This is a genomic window from Pelagicoccus sp. SDUM812003, from assembly GCF_031127815.1.
Classification (GTDB): domain Bacteria; phylum Verrucomicrobiota; class Verrucomicrobiia; order Opitutales; family Opitutaceae; genus Pelagicoccus.
This window is the reverse complement of sequence record NZ_JARXHY010000008.1, coordinates 46,360-64,676: the sequence shown is the minus strand read 5'-3', so window position 1 is coordinate 64,676 and position 18,317 is coordinate 46,360. Positions and strand designations below refer to the sequence as shown.

Annotated in this window: 17 protein-coding genes; 6 read left to right on the top strand and 11 right to left on the bottom strand. The window is 59.2% G+C overall.

The window, feature by feature from the left end:
- Positions 1-17 precede the first annotated feature (17 nt).
- Entirely contained in the window at positions 18-1,385 is a 1,368-nt protein-coding gene (locus QEH54_RS12450; RefSeq protein WP_309019009.1) for a Gfo/Idh/MocA family oxidoreductase, read from the top strand.
- A gap of 108 nt (positions 1,386-1,493) precedes the next feature.
- Here QEH54_RS12450 and QEH54_RS12445 read toward each other — a convergent pair whose 3' ends face one another.
- The 6 genes from QEH54_RS12445 to htpG all read right to left on the bottom strand — a co-directional run bounded on the left by QEH54_RS12445 (position 1,494) and on the right by htpG (position 9,131).
- Positions 1,494-2,036, bottom strand: coding sequence for a hypothetical protein (locus QEH54_RS12445; RefSeq protein ID WP_309019008.1), 543 nt, complete (start codon positions 2,034-2,036; stop codon positions 1,494-1,496).
- A gap of 38 nt (positions 2,037-2,074) precedes the next feature.
- Positions 2,075-3,226, bottom strand: coding sequence for an ABC transporter permease (locus QEH54_RS12440; RefSeq protein WP_309019007.1), 1,152 nt, complete (start codon positions 3,224-3,226; stop codon positions 2,075-2,077).
- Between the two features lie 14 nt (positions 3,227-3,240).
- Positions 3,241-4,392, bottom strand: coding sequence for an ABC transporter permease (locus tag QEH54_RS12435; RefSeq protein ID WP_309019006.1), 1,152 nt, complete (start codon positions 4,390-4,392; stop codon positions 3,241-3,243).
- Positions 4,392-5,105, bottom strand: coding sequence for an ABC transporter ATP-binding protein (locus QEH54_RS12430; RefSeq protein WP_309019005.1), 714 nt, complete (start codon positions 5,103-5,105; stop codon positions 4,392-4,394). Before QEH54_RS12430 ends, QEH54_RS12435 begins: the two co-directional genes overlap by 1 nt.
- 33 nt (positions 5,106-5,138) lie before the next feature.
- Positions 5,139-6,587: an efflux RND transporter periplasmic adaptor subunit gene (locus QEH54_RS12425; protein WP_309019004.1), complete on the bottom strand. Its 1,449-nt coding sequence runs from the start codon at positions 6,585-6,587 to the stop codon at positions 5,139-5,141.
- Positions 6,588-7,280: 693 nt separating this feature from the next.
- Positions 7,281-9,131, bottom strand: a complete 1,851-nt coding sequence (htpG, locus tag QEH54_RS12420; protein WP_309019003.1) for a molecular chaperone HtpG — start codon at positions 9,129-9,131, stop codon at positions 7,281-7,283.
- A gap of 238 nt (positions 9,132-9,369) precedes the next feature.
- Between htpG and QEH54_RS12415 the strand changes: the two genes are divergently transcribed.
- Positions 9,370-9,627: a hypothetical protein gene (locus QEH54_RS12415; RefSeq protein ID WP_309019002.1), complete on the top strand. Its 258-nt coding sequence runs from the start codon at positions 9,370-9,372 to the stop codon at positions 9,625-9,627.
- A gap of 20 nt (positions 9,628-9,647) precedes the next feature.
- Complete coding sequence (locus QEH54_RS12410; protein WP_309019001.1) at positions 9,648-10,262, top strand: YceI family protein; 615 nt, start codon at positions 9,648-9,650, stop codon at positions 10,260-10,262.
- A gap of 120 nt (positions 10,263-10,382) precedes the next feature.
- Here the strand turns inward: QEH54_RS12410 and QEH54_RS12405 are convergent, their stop codons facing one another.
- The 3 genes from QEH54_RS12405 to QEH54_RS12395 form a co-directional block, all read right to left on the bottom strand.
- A complete protein-coding gene (locus tag QEH54_RS12405) occupies positions 10,383-11,360 on the bottom strand; it encodes a chemotaxis protein (protein WP_309019000.1) in 978 nt (325 codons plus the stop codon).
- 323 nt (positions 11,361-11,683) lie between these two features.
- Positions 11,684-11,830 (bottom strand): hypothetical protein, encoded by a 147-nt coding sequence (locus tag QEH54_RS12400; RefSeq protein WP_309018999.1) that lies wholly within the window; start codon positions 11,828-11,830, stop codon positions 11,684-11,686.
- Positions 11,827-13,584 (bottom strand): sodium-dependent transporter, encoded by a 1,758-nt coding sequence (locus QEH54_RS12395; RefSeq protein ID WP_309018998.1) that lies wholly within the window; start codon positions 13,582-13,584, stop codon positions 11,827-11,829. Before QEH54_RS12395 ends, QEH54_RS12400 begins: the two co-directional genes overlap by 4 nt.
- Positions 13,585-13,690: 106 nt before the next feature.
- Here QEH54_RS12395 and QEH54_RS12390 point away from each other — a divergent pair, with 106 nt between their 5' ends.
- From QEH54_RS12390 to asd, 3 genes are all read left to right on the top strand, one after another.
- The gene (locus QEH54_RS12390; protein ID WP_309018997.1) at positions 13,691-14,809 is read left to right on the top strand and encodes an LptF/LptG family permease; all 1,119 of its coding nucleotides are present in this window, start codon (positions 13,691-13,693) and stop codon (positions 14,807-14,809) included.
- Between the two features lie 124 nt (positions 14,810-14,933).
- On the top strand, positions 14,934-16,319 hold the full coding sequence (asnS, locus tag QEH54_RS12385) for an asparagine--tRNA ligase (RefSeq protein ID WP_309018996.1): 1,386 nt from the start codon (positions 14,934-14,936) through the stop codon (positions 16,317-16,319).
- Between the two features lie 112 nt (positions 16,320-16,431).
- On the top strand, positions 16,432-17,325 hold the full coding sequence (gene asd, locus QEH54_RS12380) for an archaetidylserine decarboxylase (protein ID WP_309018995.1): 894 nt from the start codon (positions 16,432-16,434) through the stop codon (positions 17,323-17,325).
- Positions 17,326-17,444: 119 nt separating this feature from the next.
- On the opposite strand, the gene QEH54_RS12375 is transcribed toward asd, so the two are convergent.
- Together QEH54_RS12375 and QEH54_RS12370 are read right to left on the bottom strand one after the other, a co-directional pair.
- Entirely contained in the window at positions 17,445-17,831 is a 387-nt protein-coding gene (locus tag QEH54_RS12375) for an NUDIX domain-containing protein (RefSeq protein ID WP_309018994.1), read from the bottom strand.
- A gap of 18 nt (positions 17,832-17,849) precedes the next feature.
- Positions 17,850-18,317 (bottom strand): CYTH domain-containing protein, encoded by a 468-nt coding sequence (locus tag QEH54_RS12370; protein WP_309018993.1) that lies wholly within the window; start codon positions 18,315-18,317, stop codon positions 17,850-17,852.

Below are 18,317 nucleotides of genomic sequence, written 5' to 3'. Positions count from 1 at the left end.
TCACCCCGTGTCCTGATATGAATCGTCGTCAGTTCGTTTCTTCCGTCGCCCTCGGTGGGGCGGCTTTGTCGTTTGGATCCACGCTTCGTTCCGCTGAGGCCAGCAAGCCGCCGCTGCGCCTTGGCATCATCGGTTGCGGCTGGTTTGGTGGCGTGAACTACGAGGCGTTTTGCCGCGTGGCGGAGGTGCGTGTGGTTTCGATTTGCGATCCGAATGCGCGTCATCTGGAGCGAACCAAGAAGCTGATCAGCGCCTACCAGTCGGATGCGCCCTTGGCGTTTGCCGACTATCGCAAGATGCTGGAGGCAGAGCCGCTCGACGTGGTGATCGTGGCCACTCCGGATCACTGGCATGCTCTGCCGGCGATCGATGCCATGAAGGCGGGGGCGGATGTGTATTTGGAAAAGCCGGTTGGCGTGGATGTGCTGGAAGGTGAGGCTCTGCTAGCGACAGCTCGCGAGTACAACCGTATCGTTCAGGTGAATACGCAGCGACGCAGCAATCCGTTCTATGTCAGGATGGCGGAGGAGTTCTTGCAAGGCGGTCGTTTGGGCAAGGTCGGATTGGTGGAGTGCTTCAGCTATCTAGGGCTGGAAGGTTGGCGACCGGGTTCGATCCCGGATGCGGAGGTTCCGGAGCATTTGAACTACGAGCTTTGGGCGGGGCCAGCGCCGAAGCTGCCGTACAAGGCGATCATGGAGGATCGCGGCTGGCGAGCGTTCATGGAGTACGGCAATGGAGTCATCGGAAACCTCGGGGTGCACACCATCGACAAGGTGCGGTGGCTGTTGGGACTCGGTTGGCCGGAGTCAGTGAGCGCGACCGGCTTGCGGTATCACGAGGATTCGTTTTCGAACGTGCCCGATACCATGAATTGCGTCCTTCAGTATCCAGATCTCAACGTCAGCTGGGAGCATCGCATGTGGGGCAAGTCACCGATCCCTGAAAGGCATTGGAGCGATCAGTGGGGCGCTCGGTTTATGGGAAGCGGAGGGACCCTGACGGTGACGATGTTCGAATACGTGTTCGAGCCAGCGGATGGCGGCCCGACGGAAGGGGTTCATATGCTGTCGCAGACGGGGGATTTGGAAAACGTGGATTTTGGAGCGACGATGCCCGCATATCAGGAAGTTGAGAATCAGCACGTGCTGGATTTTCTGGGCGCTCGGGAGGAACGGGGATCGCGACTTCCGATCGCGGATATCGAGCAGGGGCATATCTCGTCGGCGTGCTGCGTGTTAGGGAATCTGTCGTTGGATCTGGGGCGGCCTTTGGCTTATGACGCGAAGACGCGGAGCGTGAAGGGAGATGTAGAGGCAACGGGGAGGTTAGCGCGTTCGTATCGAGATGAGTGGATACACCCGGGTAAGGAGTTGGGTGTTTAATTGAAGATTACGGATTGGAGATTTTTGAGGTGGGGAGGTGAGTGACTTGCTATTGCCGGGATTACGGCAATAGCAGGTTACTTGAAGCGAAAAGAGGCTTTGAAACGCTCAGTTGGCGGCACGGTAGATGCCGGAGGCGTTGATGATGAGGTTTTGCGGAGTGGACGCGGGATCGACGACGCCGGCGATCACTACCTCGTCCAGCTCGGTGAGGCCTCCGACGCCTTTTAGGGACTGGGCGACAGGTTCGCCATCTGCTAGGACTTGCACGCTGGCACGCATGGCCGCTATCTTTTCCTTGGGTTCGCAACAGGCGTCCCAAGGGCTTCCGCAGTTGTCGCCGGGACGCTCGTTGCAGTAGTCAAGGCCCTTGTCGCCGAGAATGAAGGAGGCGTAGCTCTTGGAGAAAGGATCGTGCGCCGCCCCGATTTGGCCGGTGACCACGATGGGCTGGCCGGGCACGGCCTTTTGGCGCGCTTCCTCCACGCTGAGGGCGCCGCTCGGAGCGGTATCCAGAATGACTGACTGGAGCTGCGGGGCGTTTTCGGTGGAGGCTGATGATTCCGGTTCTGACGAACAGGAGGTTGCAATGACACCGGCAAGGGTGATGCCGCCGATGAGCAGGGCTTTGCTGAGTAGTTTATTTTTCATGATACGTTTAGAGTTTTGTTTTTTCTAGATTCTAAAAATTAGCTGGAGCGCAGGGCCTTGGGGAGTGGAGCTCGGAGGCAACGGAGCGCTGGGGGGATCGCTCCGAGCGAGCCGAGGAGCAAGCCGGAAACGAGGGCCAGGCCTATCACATTGGGAGTGAGCAGGAGGCGAAAGGTTCCGATGGAGAAATTGATGGTCACGCCTTCAAGAAGCGTCACTGCCATGAAGGCGGCGAGCAGGGTTCCGATGAGAGAAGCGAGCAGGCTCTCTTGAAGCAGTGAGGTGAAAATGGATAGGCGCGAGTAGCCGATCGCCTGTAGTGTCGCGATTTCTCGGATACGGGAAGCGAAGGCAGCGTAGAGCATGTTCATGCCGCCGAGAGCGGCGCCGATGGCAACGAGAACGGCGGTCAGCCAAGTCATGCCCCGGATCGGCGCGTAGAATTCGGCGAGCTTGCCGTAGTACTCGGTTTCGGGAAGGGCTACGAGTTCGAGGTCGAGACGTTGGCGGGCGAAGAGATCCGCTCGGGCAAAGCTCTCCGGATCTTCCATGCGCACGACCACGCAGGAGAGGTTGTCGCGTTGGGTCAGCGTCATGAGGTCGCTTCGATTGAGCCAGATCTCGGACTCCAGTACGGTGCCCGGCGCGTCGAAGTGGCCGACGATCTCGAATTCCTGCCCTTCGAACGTGATGCTTTTCCCAATGGCCAAATCTTCCGCGTCCGTCTTGAGGGTGCGATAGGCCAAGCGTCCGACGATCAGTTCGCCTGGTCCCGGAAAACGTCCTTCGAGGACGCGAACTTCACGGTGGACTTCGAAAGCGGTTGGGGTGACCCCGCGCAGGAGGGCTTGGGATTCGTTTCCGTTTGCGAGCATGACCTTGCCCATGTAGTGAACTTCTCCGGACACCGCGGGCACGCCAGCTCGCGTATCGATGCCTCGGATACCCGCGGCGGCGAGCGTTTCCGCCTGCACGGCGACTTCGCTGCGTTCGACGCTCTCCTCGGAACCGGCTCCTAGAAGGATGACGTTTTGGGCGGAGCCAGTGGCTTGGAGAACGCGCTCCATGCCGCTGTTGAAGGCGCCGGCGGCGAATACGAGGAAGACTACCAACGCGGCGCCCAGGACCTTTTGCAGGAGTCGCGTCGGGTCTCTTAGGAGATTTCGTATAGCGTAGCTGAAAGGAAGCATCGGAATTCTGGCGGTTAGGCGCTGCGTAGGGAGTCGACGATCGGCCTGCGGGCCGCGACATAGGCGGGCCAAAGGGAGGCGAGCAAGCCAAGCGAGACGGCGACGGCCAGTCCGGACAGGATGACCGGAAGCTGCGGGCTCAGGGCGAGGGTGAGGCCTTCGTTGCCAAGGGTGAAGCTCTTGACTCGGAAGAAGAGGGCGGCCGAAAAACTGCCGAGGGCACCGCCCGCGAGCCCGAGGAAAACGCCTTCCCAAATCATCACCTGGGCCACCGATGCGCGAGAGAAGCCAACCGTCTGCAAGATGGCGCTCTCTTTGACGCGAGAGCGGGCGGCCAGCAGCAGGGCGTTGGCCACGAGTCCGAGCACTGCGAGCACGGCGCCTAGGCCCAGCCAACGTGTGAAGCCCACCAGCTCCACCAGCTCGCTGGCGGTTTGAGCGAAGAAGGCTTTTTCGGGACGAGTGTCGGTAGGAGCCTGGTCGGCGGCGAAGAGAGCGTCGATCTGGTTGGCGACCGTTTGGAGATTTGCGGCGTCCGCGACGCGAACATTGAACTGGGTGACGATGCCCAAGCCGACACGGGAGGCTTGTTGCAGAAAGGGCAGGTGAACATAGGCGACGTTGTTGTCTTGGGGTTCGGGGGATTCGATGATCCCAGCCACCCAGACGCGGACGCCGACCGCCTCGAATTGGTCGCCCGGCTGCAAGCCGCGTCGCTGGGCGAAGTGTTGTCCCACGAGCGCGGCATCGCTGCGGTTTTGCCAATCCTCGAAGGAGCCCGAGGTTATTTCGATGTCTGGGTTGTACGCCTGTAGTGAATCCGTGGGCACGCCGCGAAAGGTGATCACGTCCAGGCTGGCTCCGCAGTTGTTGACGGCGATTTGGATAGGCAGGGCTTCGACGACGCCGTCGATGCGTTCGATTTCGCTTTGGTAGTGTTCGGGAAGCCGAGAGGTGGAGGGGCAGAAACGGTTTTCTCGGTAGACCACCAAGGTGTTGTCGTCCGGGCTCGATTGAGTGACGGATTTCAGGGAGGTTTGCATGGTCTCGACAGCAGCGTAGAGGAACATGCCGATGGCGACGCCCAGCACGGTCAAGATGCTTCGGAGTCGATTGCGCATTAGCTGTTTCAGAGCCAGCCCGCTCAGTTTTCGTAGCGTGTGCATTAGACGGATCGGGTCTCTGGCGCTTCGAGATTCTCCTCGAGTCGGCCTTTTTCGAGGTGCAGAGTGCGGCTTGCGGCGGCTGCGGCTTTGGCGTCGTGAGTGACCATGACGATGGTCTTGCCGTGGTCGCTGGCGAGACTTTGCAGGAGGTCGAGTATCTGGCGACCGGATACGCTGTCGAGGTCACCTGTCGGTTCGTCCGCCACGAGCAGGCCGGGGTCTGCCACAATGGCTCGGGCGATGGCGACGCGCTGCTCTTGCCCTCCCGAAAGTTCCGACGGCCGATGGTCGGCGCGATCGGCGATGCCTACCAAATCGAGCGCTCCTGCGACGCGGTTGTGTCGCTCGCGCCGCGAAAGAGATTTGTCTAGCAGCAAGGGGAGCTCGACGTTTTCGAAGGCAGTTAGGATGGGCACGAGATGGTAGAGCTGGAAGATGTATCCACAATGTTGGGAACGCCAGCGGGTGAGCTCCGCTCGGGAGAGGGAGCCGAGGTTGCGTCCATCTACGATGAGTTCGCCGGAAGTCGGTTGGTCGATGCCAGCGATGAGGTTGAGCAAGGTGGTCTTGCCGGAACCGGAAGGTCCCATCAGGGCGAGAAATTCACCGCTGGGAACGTCGAGGTCGAGCTCTTGTAGTGGCGTGACTGTGTTAGGGCCTTTTTGGTAGCTCTTGCTGAGCTGGCGGCAGCGTATGAAAGCGGTTGTATCCATTGTTTGGTGTCTTCTTATGAAGCCTCTTCAGTTTTAGTCAGCTGAGCTCGGTTGAACCCGTTGTCCTTCCTGCAGATCGGCGGCGGGGCTGATCACAACGCGGTCGCCGGGGCGCAGGCCTTCCTTTACGAGGCGGTAGTTTTCGCGTCGCTCGCCGCCCAGCTCCAAGCGACGTTTTTCGATATGTTTTCCCGAGGCGTCGACGACCCAAGTGTGGGCTTGCTCGCCGGATCGATCGATAAGGGCGGACTCCGGGATGAAGACGCGGGCGCGAGTCTGAGCTGCGACAGCGCTACCGGTGGGGCTGTCGCTCGTGGTGGACGCGGCGAGGAATTCGGCGCGGCAGAGCATGTCGGGCCGCAGTCGATCGTCGATGTCGAGAAGACGAACCTTTGCCTGAAGGGTGTTTCGCTGCAGGTCGGCTCGGCCGTCTATGCGGATGACTTGGCCGCGAAATTTCTGGTCGGGGAGAAAGTTCGAGCGCAGGTACACGGGTTGGCCGATGGCGATGGCGGATGCCTCTGCGAGGGGGACGTCGATGCGGGCTTGTAGTTGCTCCGGGTCATAGAGGTGAGCGATGTCGGCGGAGTGCGGATCGTCTGCACCGTGCATTCTTTGCTGTCCCGGCACCACGAACAGCTCTGATACGCGCCCGGAGATGGGGGCTACGATGCGCGTGCGGTCGAGGGCGAGTTGGCGACGTGCCAACTCTGTTTCTGCGGCGGCGAGCTCGGCGGAGTGTTGAGTGAAAATCTTTTCGAGCCGGCTGGCTTCGGCTTCGGCCTCTTCGATTTTGGCCTGGATCGCCGCGACGGCCGCTTTTTGAGATTCGGCCATTTGGCGAGCTTCGAGTATTTGGAGTTCGGATACAGAACGGTCACCCAATTCACTCCGACTTCGAGCGTGTTCCTCGAGGTAGGTGAGTTGGGCCTTGGCGGCGTTCAGCTCGTGGCGAAGGCTTCGTTGGCGAGCAGCCAGCGATCGTTGGGAATCCTGATTGGCGGCGAGTCTGGCTTGGGCGGCATCGACTGCGGCTTTGGCCGTTTGCAGGTCGAGACGGGCGTCTTCGTCGATAAGCGTGGCGATGGGATCTCCTTTTTCGACGCGCTCGCCTTCCAATACAAAGACATTGTCGACCACGCCCGAGATGAGAGCGGTCGCTTTGACGGCTTGCGGGTAGGCTTCGATCCAACCCGAGGCTTGAAAGAGTACGGGGCCATCGAAGGAGAGCTCGCTCGTTTGGGGCGTTCGCTGCTCGGAGTCAGGCGAGTGTTCGGAAGCGGTGAGAGTCGCGACTGTTTCCAGTTGAACGGAGCGTGCCGGGAGGAGTTGTTCGCCAAAGAGGGCGGCCAGCAAAATGAGGATCCCGATGGCGATGCCGGCGGGTATGGCCCAGGTTATCAGTTTGTGGCGGACGCCCGTTCTGGAGGGCTTGTTTGGTTGCGGCTCTCGTTTGAGAAAGCCGAGCGAAGGTTTCGACATGATTGATTCGTGCGTTTTCGGCGCGTGCGCCGATGAGGGAGAGGCTGCAGCTGCGCAGCGATGGTCGTAGGGCTACTGGTAATAGCCATGGGGCTAGCCGTAGCCGGGGAAATGTCCGCTCAAACGATTATGGGCGGACGACGACGAATCAGGGGGATCAGAGCAACAAGCTCTGTTGAAGCGCTAGGCGCTGTCGAGGGTGGGGACTTCGCTTGAGCTCGGGGGGAGCTTGGCCCCGTGTTTCGAAAGGAAAGGGTAGGGCCTGGGCGAAGACCTTCGCCGCGATTTCTCGAGCCTTCGAGTCGAGATTTTGCACGCGCCACGGGGAGTGGGCGCAGGGACGGTCAGTGGTTTCCGTCTCGGAGATGCAGCAGGAGCACTCGGCGGCCGTTTCCAAGTCGCAGCAGTCGGAGCAATCTTCGGCCGCCGGAAGCGCGTAAGTCTCTGAATCGCATGGGCACGGGTCTGTCGAGGCGCTCGCCTGCAAGCAGCAGGTCACGACCAGTATCGATAGAATTGCCCAGAAGTGCTTCATTTTCGGGATCTAGGGTGGGAGTTTGCCCACTTAAGTCAATGTAGGAGGTCGCCCTTGGGTTTTGGTGGATGCGAAAAAGCCCGGCCGCTTGAGCGGGCCGGGCTTTGGGTTGAATTGAGCTGCGGAGAGCGCGAGTCGGGGACGCCTCGCGCCACCGTTTACTTGGTGGCGGCTTGTTCGAGGATCTGGTACATGCGGGTGACCATGTCCTTGGGGTCTTCGAGCAGACCGGCGGCGACGAGGGCGTTGTCGAAAGCCTGCTGAGCCACGAGCTTGGCGAGGTCTTCGTTGGCGCTGCGCTGCGTATTCAGATTCTTGATAAGGGCGTGGCGCGGGTTGATCTCGAAGAGCACCTCGAGCGGCATGGCGCTGGAGTCCTGACCCATCTGGCGCATCATGCGGCGCATCTGGCTGGACATGGCGTCGGGGGAGAGGGCCATGACGGGGCTGTTGACCAGACGGCTGGAGACTTTGACCTCTTTGACGCGGTCGCCGATGGCGGTCTTGAGCCATTCGCAGAGAGCTTTGGCGTCATCGTCCGAAAGGGCTTCGCCTTCGGGCTTGGGGGCGTCGTCGAGCTTGAGGTCGCCTTGGTCGGCGGAGGTGAGCTGTTTTTCCTCGAACTGGCCGAGGTTGTTCATGACGTACTCGTCGATAGGCTCGTAGAGGAAGAGCACTTCCAGACCGCGGGACTTGAAGCCTTCGAGGTAGGGTCCGGACTCGATGGACTCGCGGTTTTGACCGAGAATGTAGTAGATCTCCTTCTGCTCGTCCTTCATGCGGGAGACGTAGTCGGCGAGGCTGGTTGTCTTGCCCTTCTCGGTGACGGAGGACTCGAAGTAGAGCAGCTTGGCGAGGTCGTCGCGGTAGGTGAAGTCGGTGGCGACGCCTTCCTTCAGGTAGATGCCGAAGTTCTTGAAGAATTCAGCGTATTGCTCGGGGCGCTTCTTGGCTTCCTCCTTGAGGAACTTGAGGTAGCGCTTGGTGATGACGCGGCTGATTTTTCCGGTCAGGCCGTTGTCCTGCATGGTTTCGCGGGAAATGTTGAGCGGCAGGTCGGCGGAATCGATGACGCCCTTGAGGTAGCGCAGCCACTCGGGCAGCAGCTCGTCGGGCTTGGCGTCGATGAGAACCTTGCGGCAGTGCAGGGCCACGCCCGGGTCGATGCGGCCGAAGCCCATTTTTTCCGGATTGGTCTTCGGGGTGAAGAGCAGGGCCTTGATGTCGAGCGGAGCGTCGGCGGAGAAATGCAGACGGTAGTGCGGCTCGTCGAAGGCGTTGGCCTGGAACTTGTAGAACTCGGTGTATTCCTCGTCCTTGATCTCGGACTTGGAGCGCAGCCAGATGGCGTCGATGGTGTTGACCTTCTCGCCGTTGAGGTTGATGGGGAACTGGACGAAGGAGGAGTAGCGCTTGATGATCTCCTTCACGGTATCGCCCTTGGCGTACTGCTTGTAGTCGTCTGCGAGGGAGATGACGATCTTGGCGCCGCGGCGCTGGCCTTCGACTTCCTCGATTTCGTAGGCGCCGACACCGTCGCTGGTCCAGAGGTGGCCCGGTTCGTCCTTTTTCCAGGAGTGGGTGTAGACCTTGACGTCCTTGGCCACCATGAAGGCGGAGTAGAAGCCTACGCCGAACTGGCCGATGAGGTCGGCGTTTTTCTCGCCGCCCGCCTTGAGGGCTTCGAGGAACTGCTTGGAGCCGGAATGGGCGATGGTGCCCAGGTTTTCCACCAGCTCGTCGCGGGTGAGGCCGATACCGAAGTCCTGGATGGTGATGGTGTTGGCCTTGTCGTCGGTGGTGATGTTGATCTCGAGGTCGAGATTGTCGTCGTGGATGTCCTTTTCGGTGATCTGCAGGTGGCGCAGCTTTTCCAAAGCGTCGGATGCGTTGGAAATCAGCTCGCGGATGAAGATCTCCTTTTCGGTGTAGAGGCTGTGGATGACGATATCCAGCAGCTGTTTGATCTCGGCCTTGAACTCGTGTTTTTCGATGTTTTGCGCGCTCATTGTTTTGAAGTATGGATTACGAATTGAGAGTTATGAAGTGCGTTTGAAAGTGTTGCTGCGGGGAATGGGTGGGCGGTAGCGGCGGTTTTTTTCGGGGTGTTTGACTTAACGCAGCGTCGGGCAGCTTCAAGTCGTAATTTGTTTCCGCTAGCGGCGCATGCGCTGGCGGGCTTGCGTCGTTTCTCACTCGAGTCCTCTCGGAGAGGGCCATCGCGGGATGATCGGAAAGCCAAGCATCGTGAGAAACCTAGGAGTCTTCGCCCTCTGGGCCAGCATGCTTTTGTGGCTGTATGGCGGTGGGCAGATCGGATTTTATCGAGAGTACTACACAATCGAGAAGATGGACGAGATCCTCGGCATCGCTTACGAGGAGCGGGTGCCCGCCTTCCTGCCGGGCATCGAGACCTTGGCGGGAGGCTTCATGATTTTCGCGCTGGCGATACTCGCGGCGGCTCTCTGGGAGCGTCGCATCGAACGGACTTTGCGCAACACTTAACCTGATCCAATACCAAGACTATGAAACGAATCATCAAGAGCCTCGCGGCGGGCGCCACTCTGGCGGCATTGCCACTTCTCAACGCCATGGAGTTCGACCTGAGCGATCCCAAAGGCGTCAACAACATCGTCTTCCTGCTCGATGCACCGCTGGAGTCCATCAACGGCACGGCGACGGGTATTTCCGGAACGCTCGCCTACGACCCGTCTTCGCCCAAGTCCACGACCGGCAAGATCGTGGTGGCGGTGGATTCCCTCAGCGTGCCGAACGGCAAGATGAAGGAGCACATGATGGGTGGCAAGTGGCTCGACCAGAGCCAGTATCCAGAGATCACCTTCGAGCTGGCCTCGCTTTCCGATGTGAAAAAGGATGGCGACAAGGTCTCCGCTACCGCGCATGGGACGATGACCATCAAGGGCAAGTCCAAGGAGATGGCGGTACCGGTTTCGCTGACTTATCTGCCTGGCATGATGCAGCAGCGTCAGGGGCAGGAGGGCGACATCGTAGTGGTGCGTTCCGAGTTTTCCGTTTCGCGCAGCGACTTTGGCGTGAACGCGGGCGAGAACGAGGAAAAGGTGTCCGACGAGGTCGAGCTTCGCCTGAGCATCGCGGGTTTTGCCCCGGCTGACTCCTAGTTTCGCTTGGCCGCGGCTCCAAGGCCGTGACCCAAAGCCTCACTTTCATAAACGCGGACGCCCTCCTTTGGAAAAAGGAGGGCGCTTTTTTGAGTGTGAAAGCGTTGCGGGAAAGCGGGGCTAGTCGAGAAGGTCTCCGATCTGGGATTCACCTTGCACGATGAGGCGGTCGATGATGTTCACGATCAGGTTGACCTTGGGCTTGGTGCCCCAGCCGTTGGCTCCGACCGCTTTGCATTTGGCGATCATCTGATCGTTGATCAGCGAGGAGAAAACGATGACCGGCGTCTCGAGAGCCAATTCCTGCTTCACCCGTTTGCAAAAGGTCAGCCCGTCCATCACTGGCATTTCGATGTCGGTGAGGATCAGATCGTAGTATTCCGAAAAGGGGGTGCCGGAGGCGTCGGATTCCTCCTTGGCTCGGCGGACCTTATCCAAGGCTTCGGATCCGTTGGTGGCGAGGTCCACATTGGTGAAGCCCACGTCCATCAGCTGGCCGTGCACCATCTTGCGGATCATGGCCGAATCTTCCGCGAAGAGGATCTTGATGTGGTCCCGCGGCTTGAACTCCTCTTCGATCTTCTGGAGCTTCTGGGTGTCCACCGTCATGCCCAGGCGCGGGTTGATCAGGGTGAGGATGTACTCCAGGTCGAGGATGAGCACCAGGCGATCGTCGAGGCGGATGATGCCGTTGACGTATGGATTCTCCTGGGCGAAATTGGAGCTGATCGGTTCGAACTTCTCCCAGGAGACGCGATGGATGCGCTCGGCTCCGTCGATGGCGAAGGCCACCACTTGATCGTTGAACTGGGTGACGAGCATGAGGGCGCGGCTAGGATCGGGCTCCTCGCCGTAGATGCCCAGCACGGAGCGCAGGTCCAGCGTCATGGTGGGCTTGCCGCGAAAAGTGATGGTGCCAAGCACGCCGTGCGGCGGGCAGTCCGTCCGGGTGATCTTCACCTGGTCGCGCTGGATGATCTGGTTCACCTTGGCGACATTTACGCCGTAGTGGTGTCCGCCGAGGTTGAATTCGAAAACCTCGACTTCGTTGGTGCCGGCTTCGAGGAGAATATCGGTGTTTTTGTGAACCTTGGACATGGTGCTGTGTTTCTTGAAAATGAGTCGGTCTTTCGGGGGGGCGCTTCGTCGTTGGTCGCATTGGTGGTAGCCGCGTGCCAAAGACGGAACGGTTTCAACCACCTTTATCGGTGGCCGCGTCCCGCGGCTTGAGGTGGCCGAAGGCTTTTTTGGTTAAAAAAGCTTAAGCAAGGGCTAAGTAGAAGGGCTTAATCGGTCGGCTAAGTCCGTCCTCTAGGACAACCTAGACCACCACCCCGGAGCTGGGCTCGCCAACAGGGTGCGAAACAGGCGTTCCGGCCGGAGCCGTGAACGCCTGTTGAAAAGGGGACGCAGGGTTGGGATCAGTCCTTGTCGGGAGTCTCGATCTCGAAGCCGTGGACCTTTTCGTCCTCGCCCTCGGTGGTGAGCACTTTCCAGATGCACCAGACGAATAGACTGGCCACTGCGCCGACTGAAAGGGTCATGATGATGATGCCGCCGATTGTCATGATCGGATCTCCTTCTTTTTAGGGGTCGTTTTGTTCCAACTGGCGCCGCCGATGGTCAGAAGCACCAGAAAGCTGGCGGTGAGGGCGATCAGGCCCACGCTGTACCATGCGGTGCGGTTGGGTTCGATGAAGAGGTCGATGATGTAGGAGCTGTAGTCGCGTCCCTCGCCGCTGAAGCTGAAGCCGAGCACCTGGCTGTAGAACCACGAGCCGAAGATGACGATCAGGAAGGCCGGGCTCAGGTATTTCATGATGAACTTGAAGATCGGCGGGATGCGGATGGCGGCCCCGCGGTGGGCGAGCTCGAAGCCTTTGTCGGTGCCGATGATCCAGCCGAAGATGATGATTTCGATCAAGGCCAGGGAAACCATGAAGAGGTTGTTGATCCAGAAGTCGATGGTGTCGAGCGCCTTGACGCTTTCGCTGAAGTACACCACGAAGGCGCAGCCCATGGCGGTCACGAAGCCCAGGATGGCCACGGACTGCTTGCGGTTGATTTTCATGGCCTCCTCCAGAAAGGCGATGCCGGGCTGCAGCATGGAGAGCGAGCTGGTCACCGCCGCGAGGAAGAGCAGGAAGAAAAACGCGAAGCCGAAGAACTGCCCGCCCCACATCTCGGAGAAGATCATGGGCAGGACGCGGAAACCGAGGTCGAAGGTGCCCATGCCCGCCACCCCGGCGACGCCCAGAAAGGCCACGCCGGCCGGCAGGGTGATCAAGCCGCCTAGACCCACCTCGCAGAATTCGTTGGTGCTGGTGGCGGCTAGTCCGCTGAGCACCACGTCGTCGTCCTTCTTCAAATAGCTGGAGTAGGTGATGATGACCCCGAAGCCGACGGAGAGGGAAAAGAAAATCTGTCCTGCGGCGGCCAGCCAAAGCTGCGGATTGCTCAGCTGCTGGAGCATGTTGATGCTGCGCAGCTCGAGATCTGGGTCGGCCGCGGCTCGGGCCTCCGCCTCGGCGATGGCGGTTTCGCCCACGACTTCGCCATCCTCCAGCGCCTCCCAGCGGACTCGACCGGACTTGGGGCTCACCACTTTCTCGTGCATGACCAGCTTGGTCGGATTCCACATGTAGCCCAGTCCGTTGGAGACGCTGCGCTCGGGATGGGCTTCGTCCGGCGTGCCGAGAGTCAGCACGCGAACCAGAATCACCACCGCCAGCACCAGCAGCGTCGGCATGGCGTAGCGGCAAAACAGTTCGATCCCCTTCGAGAGCCCGCGATAGATGAGGTAGAAGTTCAGGATGAAGACCACGAGGAGAAAACCGCCCACCTGCTGCCATCCGAAGCCGACCGCGGAACCGTCCTTCTCGATGCCGATGAAGGCTCCCCAAAACGCGGTGGCATCTTCCACCGAATCGAGATAGAGATCGCCGGATGCGAAATTGAGCGCGTAGCCCAGGCACCACGCCTCGATGTAGACGTAGTACATGTAGATCACTACCGGGATGATCACTCCGATGACCCCTAGAAACCGAAACGACTTCTTTTTCGTGATGACGCCCAGAATGCCCGGGCAGCTATTGAAGCCGCGCTGGCCTCCGGCTCTGCCGATGGCCCATTCCGCCCAGCAAATGGGAAGACCGATCAGACAGAGCGCCACCAGGTAGGCGATCATGAAGGCTCCTCCGCCATACTGAGCGGCCAAACCAGGAAATCGAAGGAAGTTGCCGAGCCCCACGGCGCTGCCGGCAACGGCGAGGATTATTCCGAGTCGAGAGTTCCAGGACTCTTTCGGTGCTTGGGACGTCATTAGCAACGGAGTTGTAAACAGCGGCTTATGAAACGCCAGTAAAAAGCTGATGTCGAAACGCGCTGGACTTCGCCCGGCTCGCTCGCAGTGTCACAGGGCATCACCTATGTTCAGCGTCGCCGACAGATACGTATTTAGAGAGTGGCTCAAAGCCTTCGTGCTGGTGCTCGGCTCCATGTTCGGATTGCTCATCCTGTTCGAGATCCAGGACAGCTTCGGCGACTTGCTCAGCTACGAGGCCTCGGTCGGCGAGATCACCTTCTACTATTCCATCCTGGCCCCCAGCTTTCTGACCATCGCTTTGCCGGCTTCCATCCTTGTATCCATTTTATACTCCTTGGGCCAGCTGCACCGCGCCAACGAGTTCGTGGCTTTCCGAGCCGCCGGCATGAGCGTGTTTCGGGTGACGCGCTCCATCTGGCTGGCGTGCTTCTTCGCGTCGGCCGGTCTGTGGTACCTCAACTCCAGCCTGATTCCATGGTCGGTGGAGCAGTCGGATCGCCTCATTCTCAACCTGCGTCTTTCCCAAGAGGCCCGCGAGGCCCAAAGCGACGACGAGGTAGGGATCGTGAAGGGCCTGTCCTTCGACAATCGCAAGGACGGCCGCATGTGGTTCATCAACCGCTACAGCCAGTACAAAAGCCAGGCCTACGGAGTGACGGTTTCCGTGATGGATGAGCAGCGTCGCGAAGTGCGCCGCGTCATGGCTCGCTACGGCTACTACGACGAAGTTGAAGGGCATTGGGTGCTCTTCGACGGCCGTGATATCCAATACGATCTCGAGGATGACGAAAAGACGACCATGCCGCCGTTCGATCGGCTCGACGCGGTCGATCTCGATGACGATCCGGAGCTGATGATGCTCTTTCAAAAGAAGCCCAAGGACCTATCGTTTCTGCAGCTCAAGCGCATCACCGACAATTTCACGCAAGACGACAATCCAAACGTTCTCACCTACGAGGCCAGGCTGCACGCCCTCATGGCCAGCGCCGCCAGTTGCCTCATCGTAGCTGGCATCGCCATCCCCTTCGCGGTGTCTGGCGTACGCACCAATCCCGCGGTGGGCGTATCCAAATCGATCGGACTGTTTTTCGCCTTCTATCTCTTGACCAGCGTTCTCAACGCCCTCGGCCGCGAAGGCGCTCTACCGCCGGAGTGGGCGGCCTGGACGCCTATGGTGTTCATGATCCTGCTGGCCTACGTCCTGATGCGGAGGGTGCGTTAGCGTGCGACCTCTTCTGCGGAGGCGCCAGTGAGTCTTGGTCCTAGGGAAAACGGTCTCGATATTGGGGTCGACTCGGTTTTTTCGCGCCTTGCATCCTCTGGAAAATTGAATCCTTATTTGCCTTATGACGCGTCAGTTAGTTGTCGATCTATTAGCCAGCGAATCGGAGCGGGAGGAGGTTCTCGTGAAAGGTTGGGTGCGCACGCGGCGCGACTCGAAGACCTTTTTCTTCCTGGAAATCAACGACGGCTCTTCGCTGAAATCGTTGCAAATCGTGGTGAACGAAGGCGTGCCGGGCTACGACGAATCCAAGGGGATAACAACTGGGGCGGCTGTATCCGTAAAAGGGAGACTCGTCGCTTCGCAGGGCAAGGGTCAGTCGTGGGAGGTGCAAGCCGTAGAGCTGCAGCTGATCGGCGCCGCCGACGATAGCTTTCCGCTGCAGAAGAAGCGGCACAGCAACGAATACCTGCGCGAGATCGCCCATTTGCGCCCCCGCACCAACCTTTTCGGAGCCGTATTCAGAATCCGGAGCAAGCTGGCCTTCGCCATCCACCGTTTCTTTCAGGATCGAAAGTTCTTCTACGTGCATACGCCCATCGTGACAGCCAGCGATTGCGAGGGGGCGGGCGAGCTGTTCCGTGTCACAACTTTGGATACGGAAAATCCGCCTCGCGGCGAAGATGGAAAAATTGACTATTCGCAGGACTTTTTCGGCAAGTCGACCTACCTCACGGTGAGCGGACAGCTGGAGGGCGAAACCTATGCCACCGCACTGGGAAACATCTACACCTTCGGTCCCACCTTTCGGGCGGAAAACTCCCACACCTCGCGCCATGCCAGCGAGTTCTGGATGGTGGAGCCGGAGATGGCATTTTGCGACCTCCAGGAGGACATGACGCTGGCGGAAGACTTCGTGAAATCGGTCATCGCAGAGGTGATGGAAAGCTGCTCCGCTGATCTGGAGCTGTTTTTCAACTTCGTCGACAAGGAGCTCAAGCAGCGGCTGGAGTTCGTGGTTTCCCGTCCCTTCAAGCGCTTGCCCTATACCGAAGCGATCGAGCTGCTCCAGTCGAGCGGCAAGACCTTCGAACATCCGGTGCAGTGGGGTGTGAACCTGCAATCGGAGCATGAACGCTACCTCACCGAAGAGCATTTCAAATGTCCGGTCACGGTCTACGACTATCCGAAGACGCTTAAGCCATTCTACATGCGCGCCAACGACGACGGAAAGACGGTGGCTGCCATGGACGTGCTGGTGCCGGGCATCGGCGAGATCGTCGGAGGCAGCCAGCGGGAGGAGAGGCTTGAGCTGCTGCTCGAAAACATGAAGCAGCACGGCATTTCCGAAGATGACTACTGGTGGTATGTCGATCTGCGTCGCTATGGCAGCGTGCCGCACGCTGGCTTCGGGCTCGGTTTCGAACGCTTGCTGATGTTCGTGACCGGCGTGACCAACATCCGTGACGTCATTCCCTTCCCGCGCGTGCCCGGTCACGCTGAGTTTTAAGGAAAAGCGAAATTGTCATAACCTCAGATTTCACAGATAGCAGGGTTCTCGTGAATAGGTTTCGGATTCGTTCTGAGAAAATCTGAGCCATCTGTGGTTCACAAAGCGCAACATGTCGGACATTAGATTCTACAACCGCTACACCGGACAGACGCAAGTCGAGGAAGTCTACGGTGAGTCCTTTCTTCGCTGGACTTACGAGACCGCCATGGGACGTGTCGGCCTTTGGCTGCTCGCCAAGCGCGCCGTGTTTTCCCATTGGTACGGTTGGAGGATGAATAAGCCGTCCTCCAAACGGAAGATTCTCCCTTTCGTCGCGACCTATGGTCTGAAGGAAGAGGAGTTTCTGGATCCGGTGGAAACGTATTCGAATTTCAACGACTTCTTCTATCGGAAACTGAAACCCGAAGCCCGACCAGTCGCTGAGGGAGCGTCCTCAGTGGCTCTGCCCGCGGACGCGCGCCATCTGGCCATAGCTGATCTGGAAAACTGCGATGGCTTGTACGTGAAAGGGCAGCGATTCGATTTACCCACGTTTCTCGGTGACGCCGCCCTGGCGGAACGGTTCGCCGATGGCGTCGCGGTGATCTCGCGACTGTGTCCCGTCGACTACCATCGCTACCATTCCCCTGTATCCGGAAAGCTGATGCGCCAGCGTTTGATCAACGGGGACCTCTACAGCGTGAGCCCTATCGCTCTGCGTCGTTCGGCCAGCTACCTTTGGCAGAACAAACGCGTGCTCACCGAGCTGGAGACGGAATCGCTCGGCACGGTAGCCTTTGTGGCGATCGGAGCGACCTGCGTCGGCTCCATCATCATGACGGCGAAGGAAGGGCAGTCGGTCTCCAAGGGTGACGAGCTCGGCTATTTCGCTTTTGGCGGTTCCTGTGTGGTGAGCCTTTTCGAAAAAGGCCGACTGCAGTTGAGCGAGGATCTTAAGCGCTACGGAGCCAAGCAGCTCGAGGTCTACGCCCGAGTTGGCGACGAGCTAGGGCGTGTCTCGTAGGTGAATTCGACGCTGCCAGAAACCCGCTTCTCGCAGGCCGAGACGGGCGCATGACGGCGGACCCGAGGCTGTTGCTCGGGCCGCTTTCGCGAAGCGGGATTCCCTGGGCGAATCCGCTCTCAGAGATGCTTTTGAGCGAGCTTTTTCAGGCACTTTTGCAAGTCGGGCCCGAGGCGCTTGTACGCTTCTTCCATCGTGAGCACGGCCCGTTTTCGTTCTTTGCTCTCGGGGTATTTATCGAGCAGCTTCTTCACTTTCATTTGATAGAGACGGAGGTACTTGGTTTCGCCGTAGGAGACCTCGAACTCGGTGTATCCAGATTTCAAAGTGCCAATGATGCCCGCTTCTTCGAGGGCCTCCTCTTCCGCGACTTTGCGGTCGGAGCGCCCTTTTTCGGTATTGCCTTTGGGGAAGATCCAGCGCTCGCCGGTACGTGAAGTGACCAGTATGACTTTGTCACTGTTTTTTCCAGTCGTGGCGAAAACTCCAACTTGATAGTTCGGCATATAGGCTTGTAGGGGGGATTAGTTTGGAACGCCGAATTGGCAAAGCGACCGATTCTTGTATCGGCTGTCATCGGTGACTTCGCGGGCGAAATAGTCTGGAGGAATGAAAGCGTCGCTGGATTCGCGGTCTGGAAACTCGATCTCAGCCACTCGAAGCGGCTTCAATATACCGTGATAGACGTCGATTTCAATCAGTAGGCCTTGGTAGGGGAGGCGGTAGCGCGTCTTCTCCAACCGCCGACCGCTTGTCAATGGCCAGAGCGTTTCGAACTGGCTTTGGGAAACGTCTATCTCCGCTTCGTCCCGCACGAGACCGTCGCCTCGCTTGCAGGTCAGGGTGTAGCGGTCATCCGATTGCCGCAGGCGGACCTCGGCGTCCTCCACGCTGAGGTAGCCTTGGCGAAGCTGGGAGGACTCGGCTTGCCCCAATTGTGAGGGAAGCGAGTCGAGCAGGAACTTGCGTTCGATTTCTTGGTTAGCAGGCAT

What these genes read in the sequence shown, in the direction of transcription:
- QEH54_RS12450 (WP_309019009.1), top strand. Translation starts at nt 18, where the DNA reads ATGAATCGTCGTCAGTTCGTTTCTTCCGTCGCCCTCGGTGGGGCGGCT.
- QEH54_RS12445 (WP_309019008.1), bottom strand. Translation starts at nt 2,036, where the DNA reads ATGAAAAATAAACTACTCAGCAAAGCCCTGCTCATCGGCGGCATCACC.
- QEH54_RS12440 (WP_309019007.1), bottom strand. Translation starts at nt 3,226, where the DNA reads ATGCTTCCTTTCAGCTACGCTATACGAAATCTCCTAAGAGACCCGACG.
- QEH54_RS12435 (WP_309019006.1), bottom strand. Translation starts at nt 4,392, where the DNA reads ATGCACACGCTACGAAAACTGAGCGGGCTGGCTCTGAAACAGCTAATG.
- QEH54_RS12430 (WP_309019005.1), bottom strand. Translation starts at nt 5,105, where the DNA reads ATGGATACAACCGCTTTCATACGCTGCCGCCAGCTCAGCAAGAGCTAC.
- QEH54_RS12425 (WP_309019004.1), bottom strand. Translation starts at nt 6,587, where the DNA reads ATGTCGAAACCTTCGCTCGGCTTTCTCAAACGAGAGCCGCAACCAAAC.
- htpG (WP_309019003.1), bottom strand. Translation starts at nt 9,131, where the DNA reads ATGAGCGCGCAAAACATCGAAAAACACGAGTTCAAGGCCGAGATCAAA.
- QEH54_RS12410 (WP_309019001.1), top strand. Translation starts at nt 9,648, where the DNA reads ATGAAACGAATCATCAAGAGCCTCGCGGCGGGCGCCACTCTGGCGGCA.
- QEH54_RS12405 (WP_309019000.1), bottom strand. Translation starts at nt 11,360, where the DNA reads ATGTCCAAGGTTCACAAAAACACCGATATTCTCCTCGAAGCCGGCACC.
- QEH54_RS12400 (WP_309018999.1), bottom strand. Translation starts at nt 11,830, where the DNA reads ATGACAATCGGCGGCATCATCATCATGACCCTTTCAGTCGGCGCAGTG.
- QEH54_RS12395 (WP_309018998.1), bottom strand. Translation starts at nt 13,584, where the DNA reads ATGACGTCCCAAGCACCGAAAGAGTCCTGGAACTCTCGACTCGGAATA.
- QEH54_RS12390 (WP_309018997.1), top strand. Translation starts at nt 13,691, where the DNA reads ATGTTCAGCGTCGCCGACAGATACGTATTTAGAGAGTGGCTCAAAGCC.
- asnS (WP_309018996.1), top strand. Translation starts at nt 14,934, where the DNA reads ATGACGCGTCAGTTAGTTGTCGATCTATTAGCCAGCGAATCGGAGCGG.
- asd (WP_309018995.1), top strand. Translation starts at nt 16,432, where the DNA reads ATGTCGGACATTAGATTCTACAACCGCTACACCGGACAGACGCAAGTC.
- QEH54_RS12375 (WP_309018994.1), bottom strand. Translation starts at nt 17,831, where the DNA reads ATGCCGAACTATCAAGTTGGAGTTTTCGCCACGACTGGAAAAAACAGT.
- QEH54_RS12370 (WP_309018993.1), bottom strand. Translation starts at nt 18,317, where the DNA reads ATGCCTGCTAACCAAGAAATCGAACGCAAGTTCCTGCTCGACTCGCTT.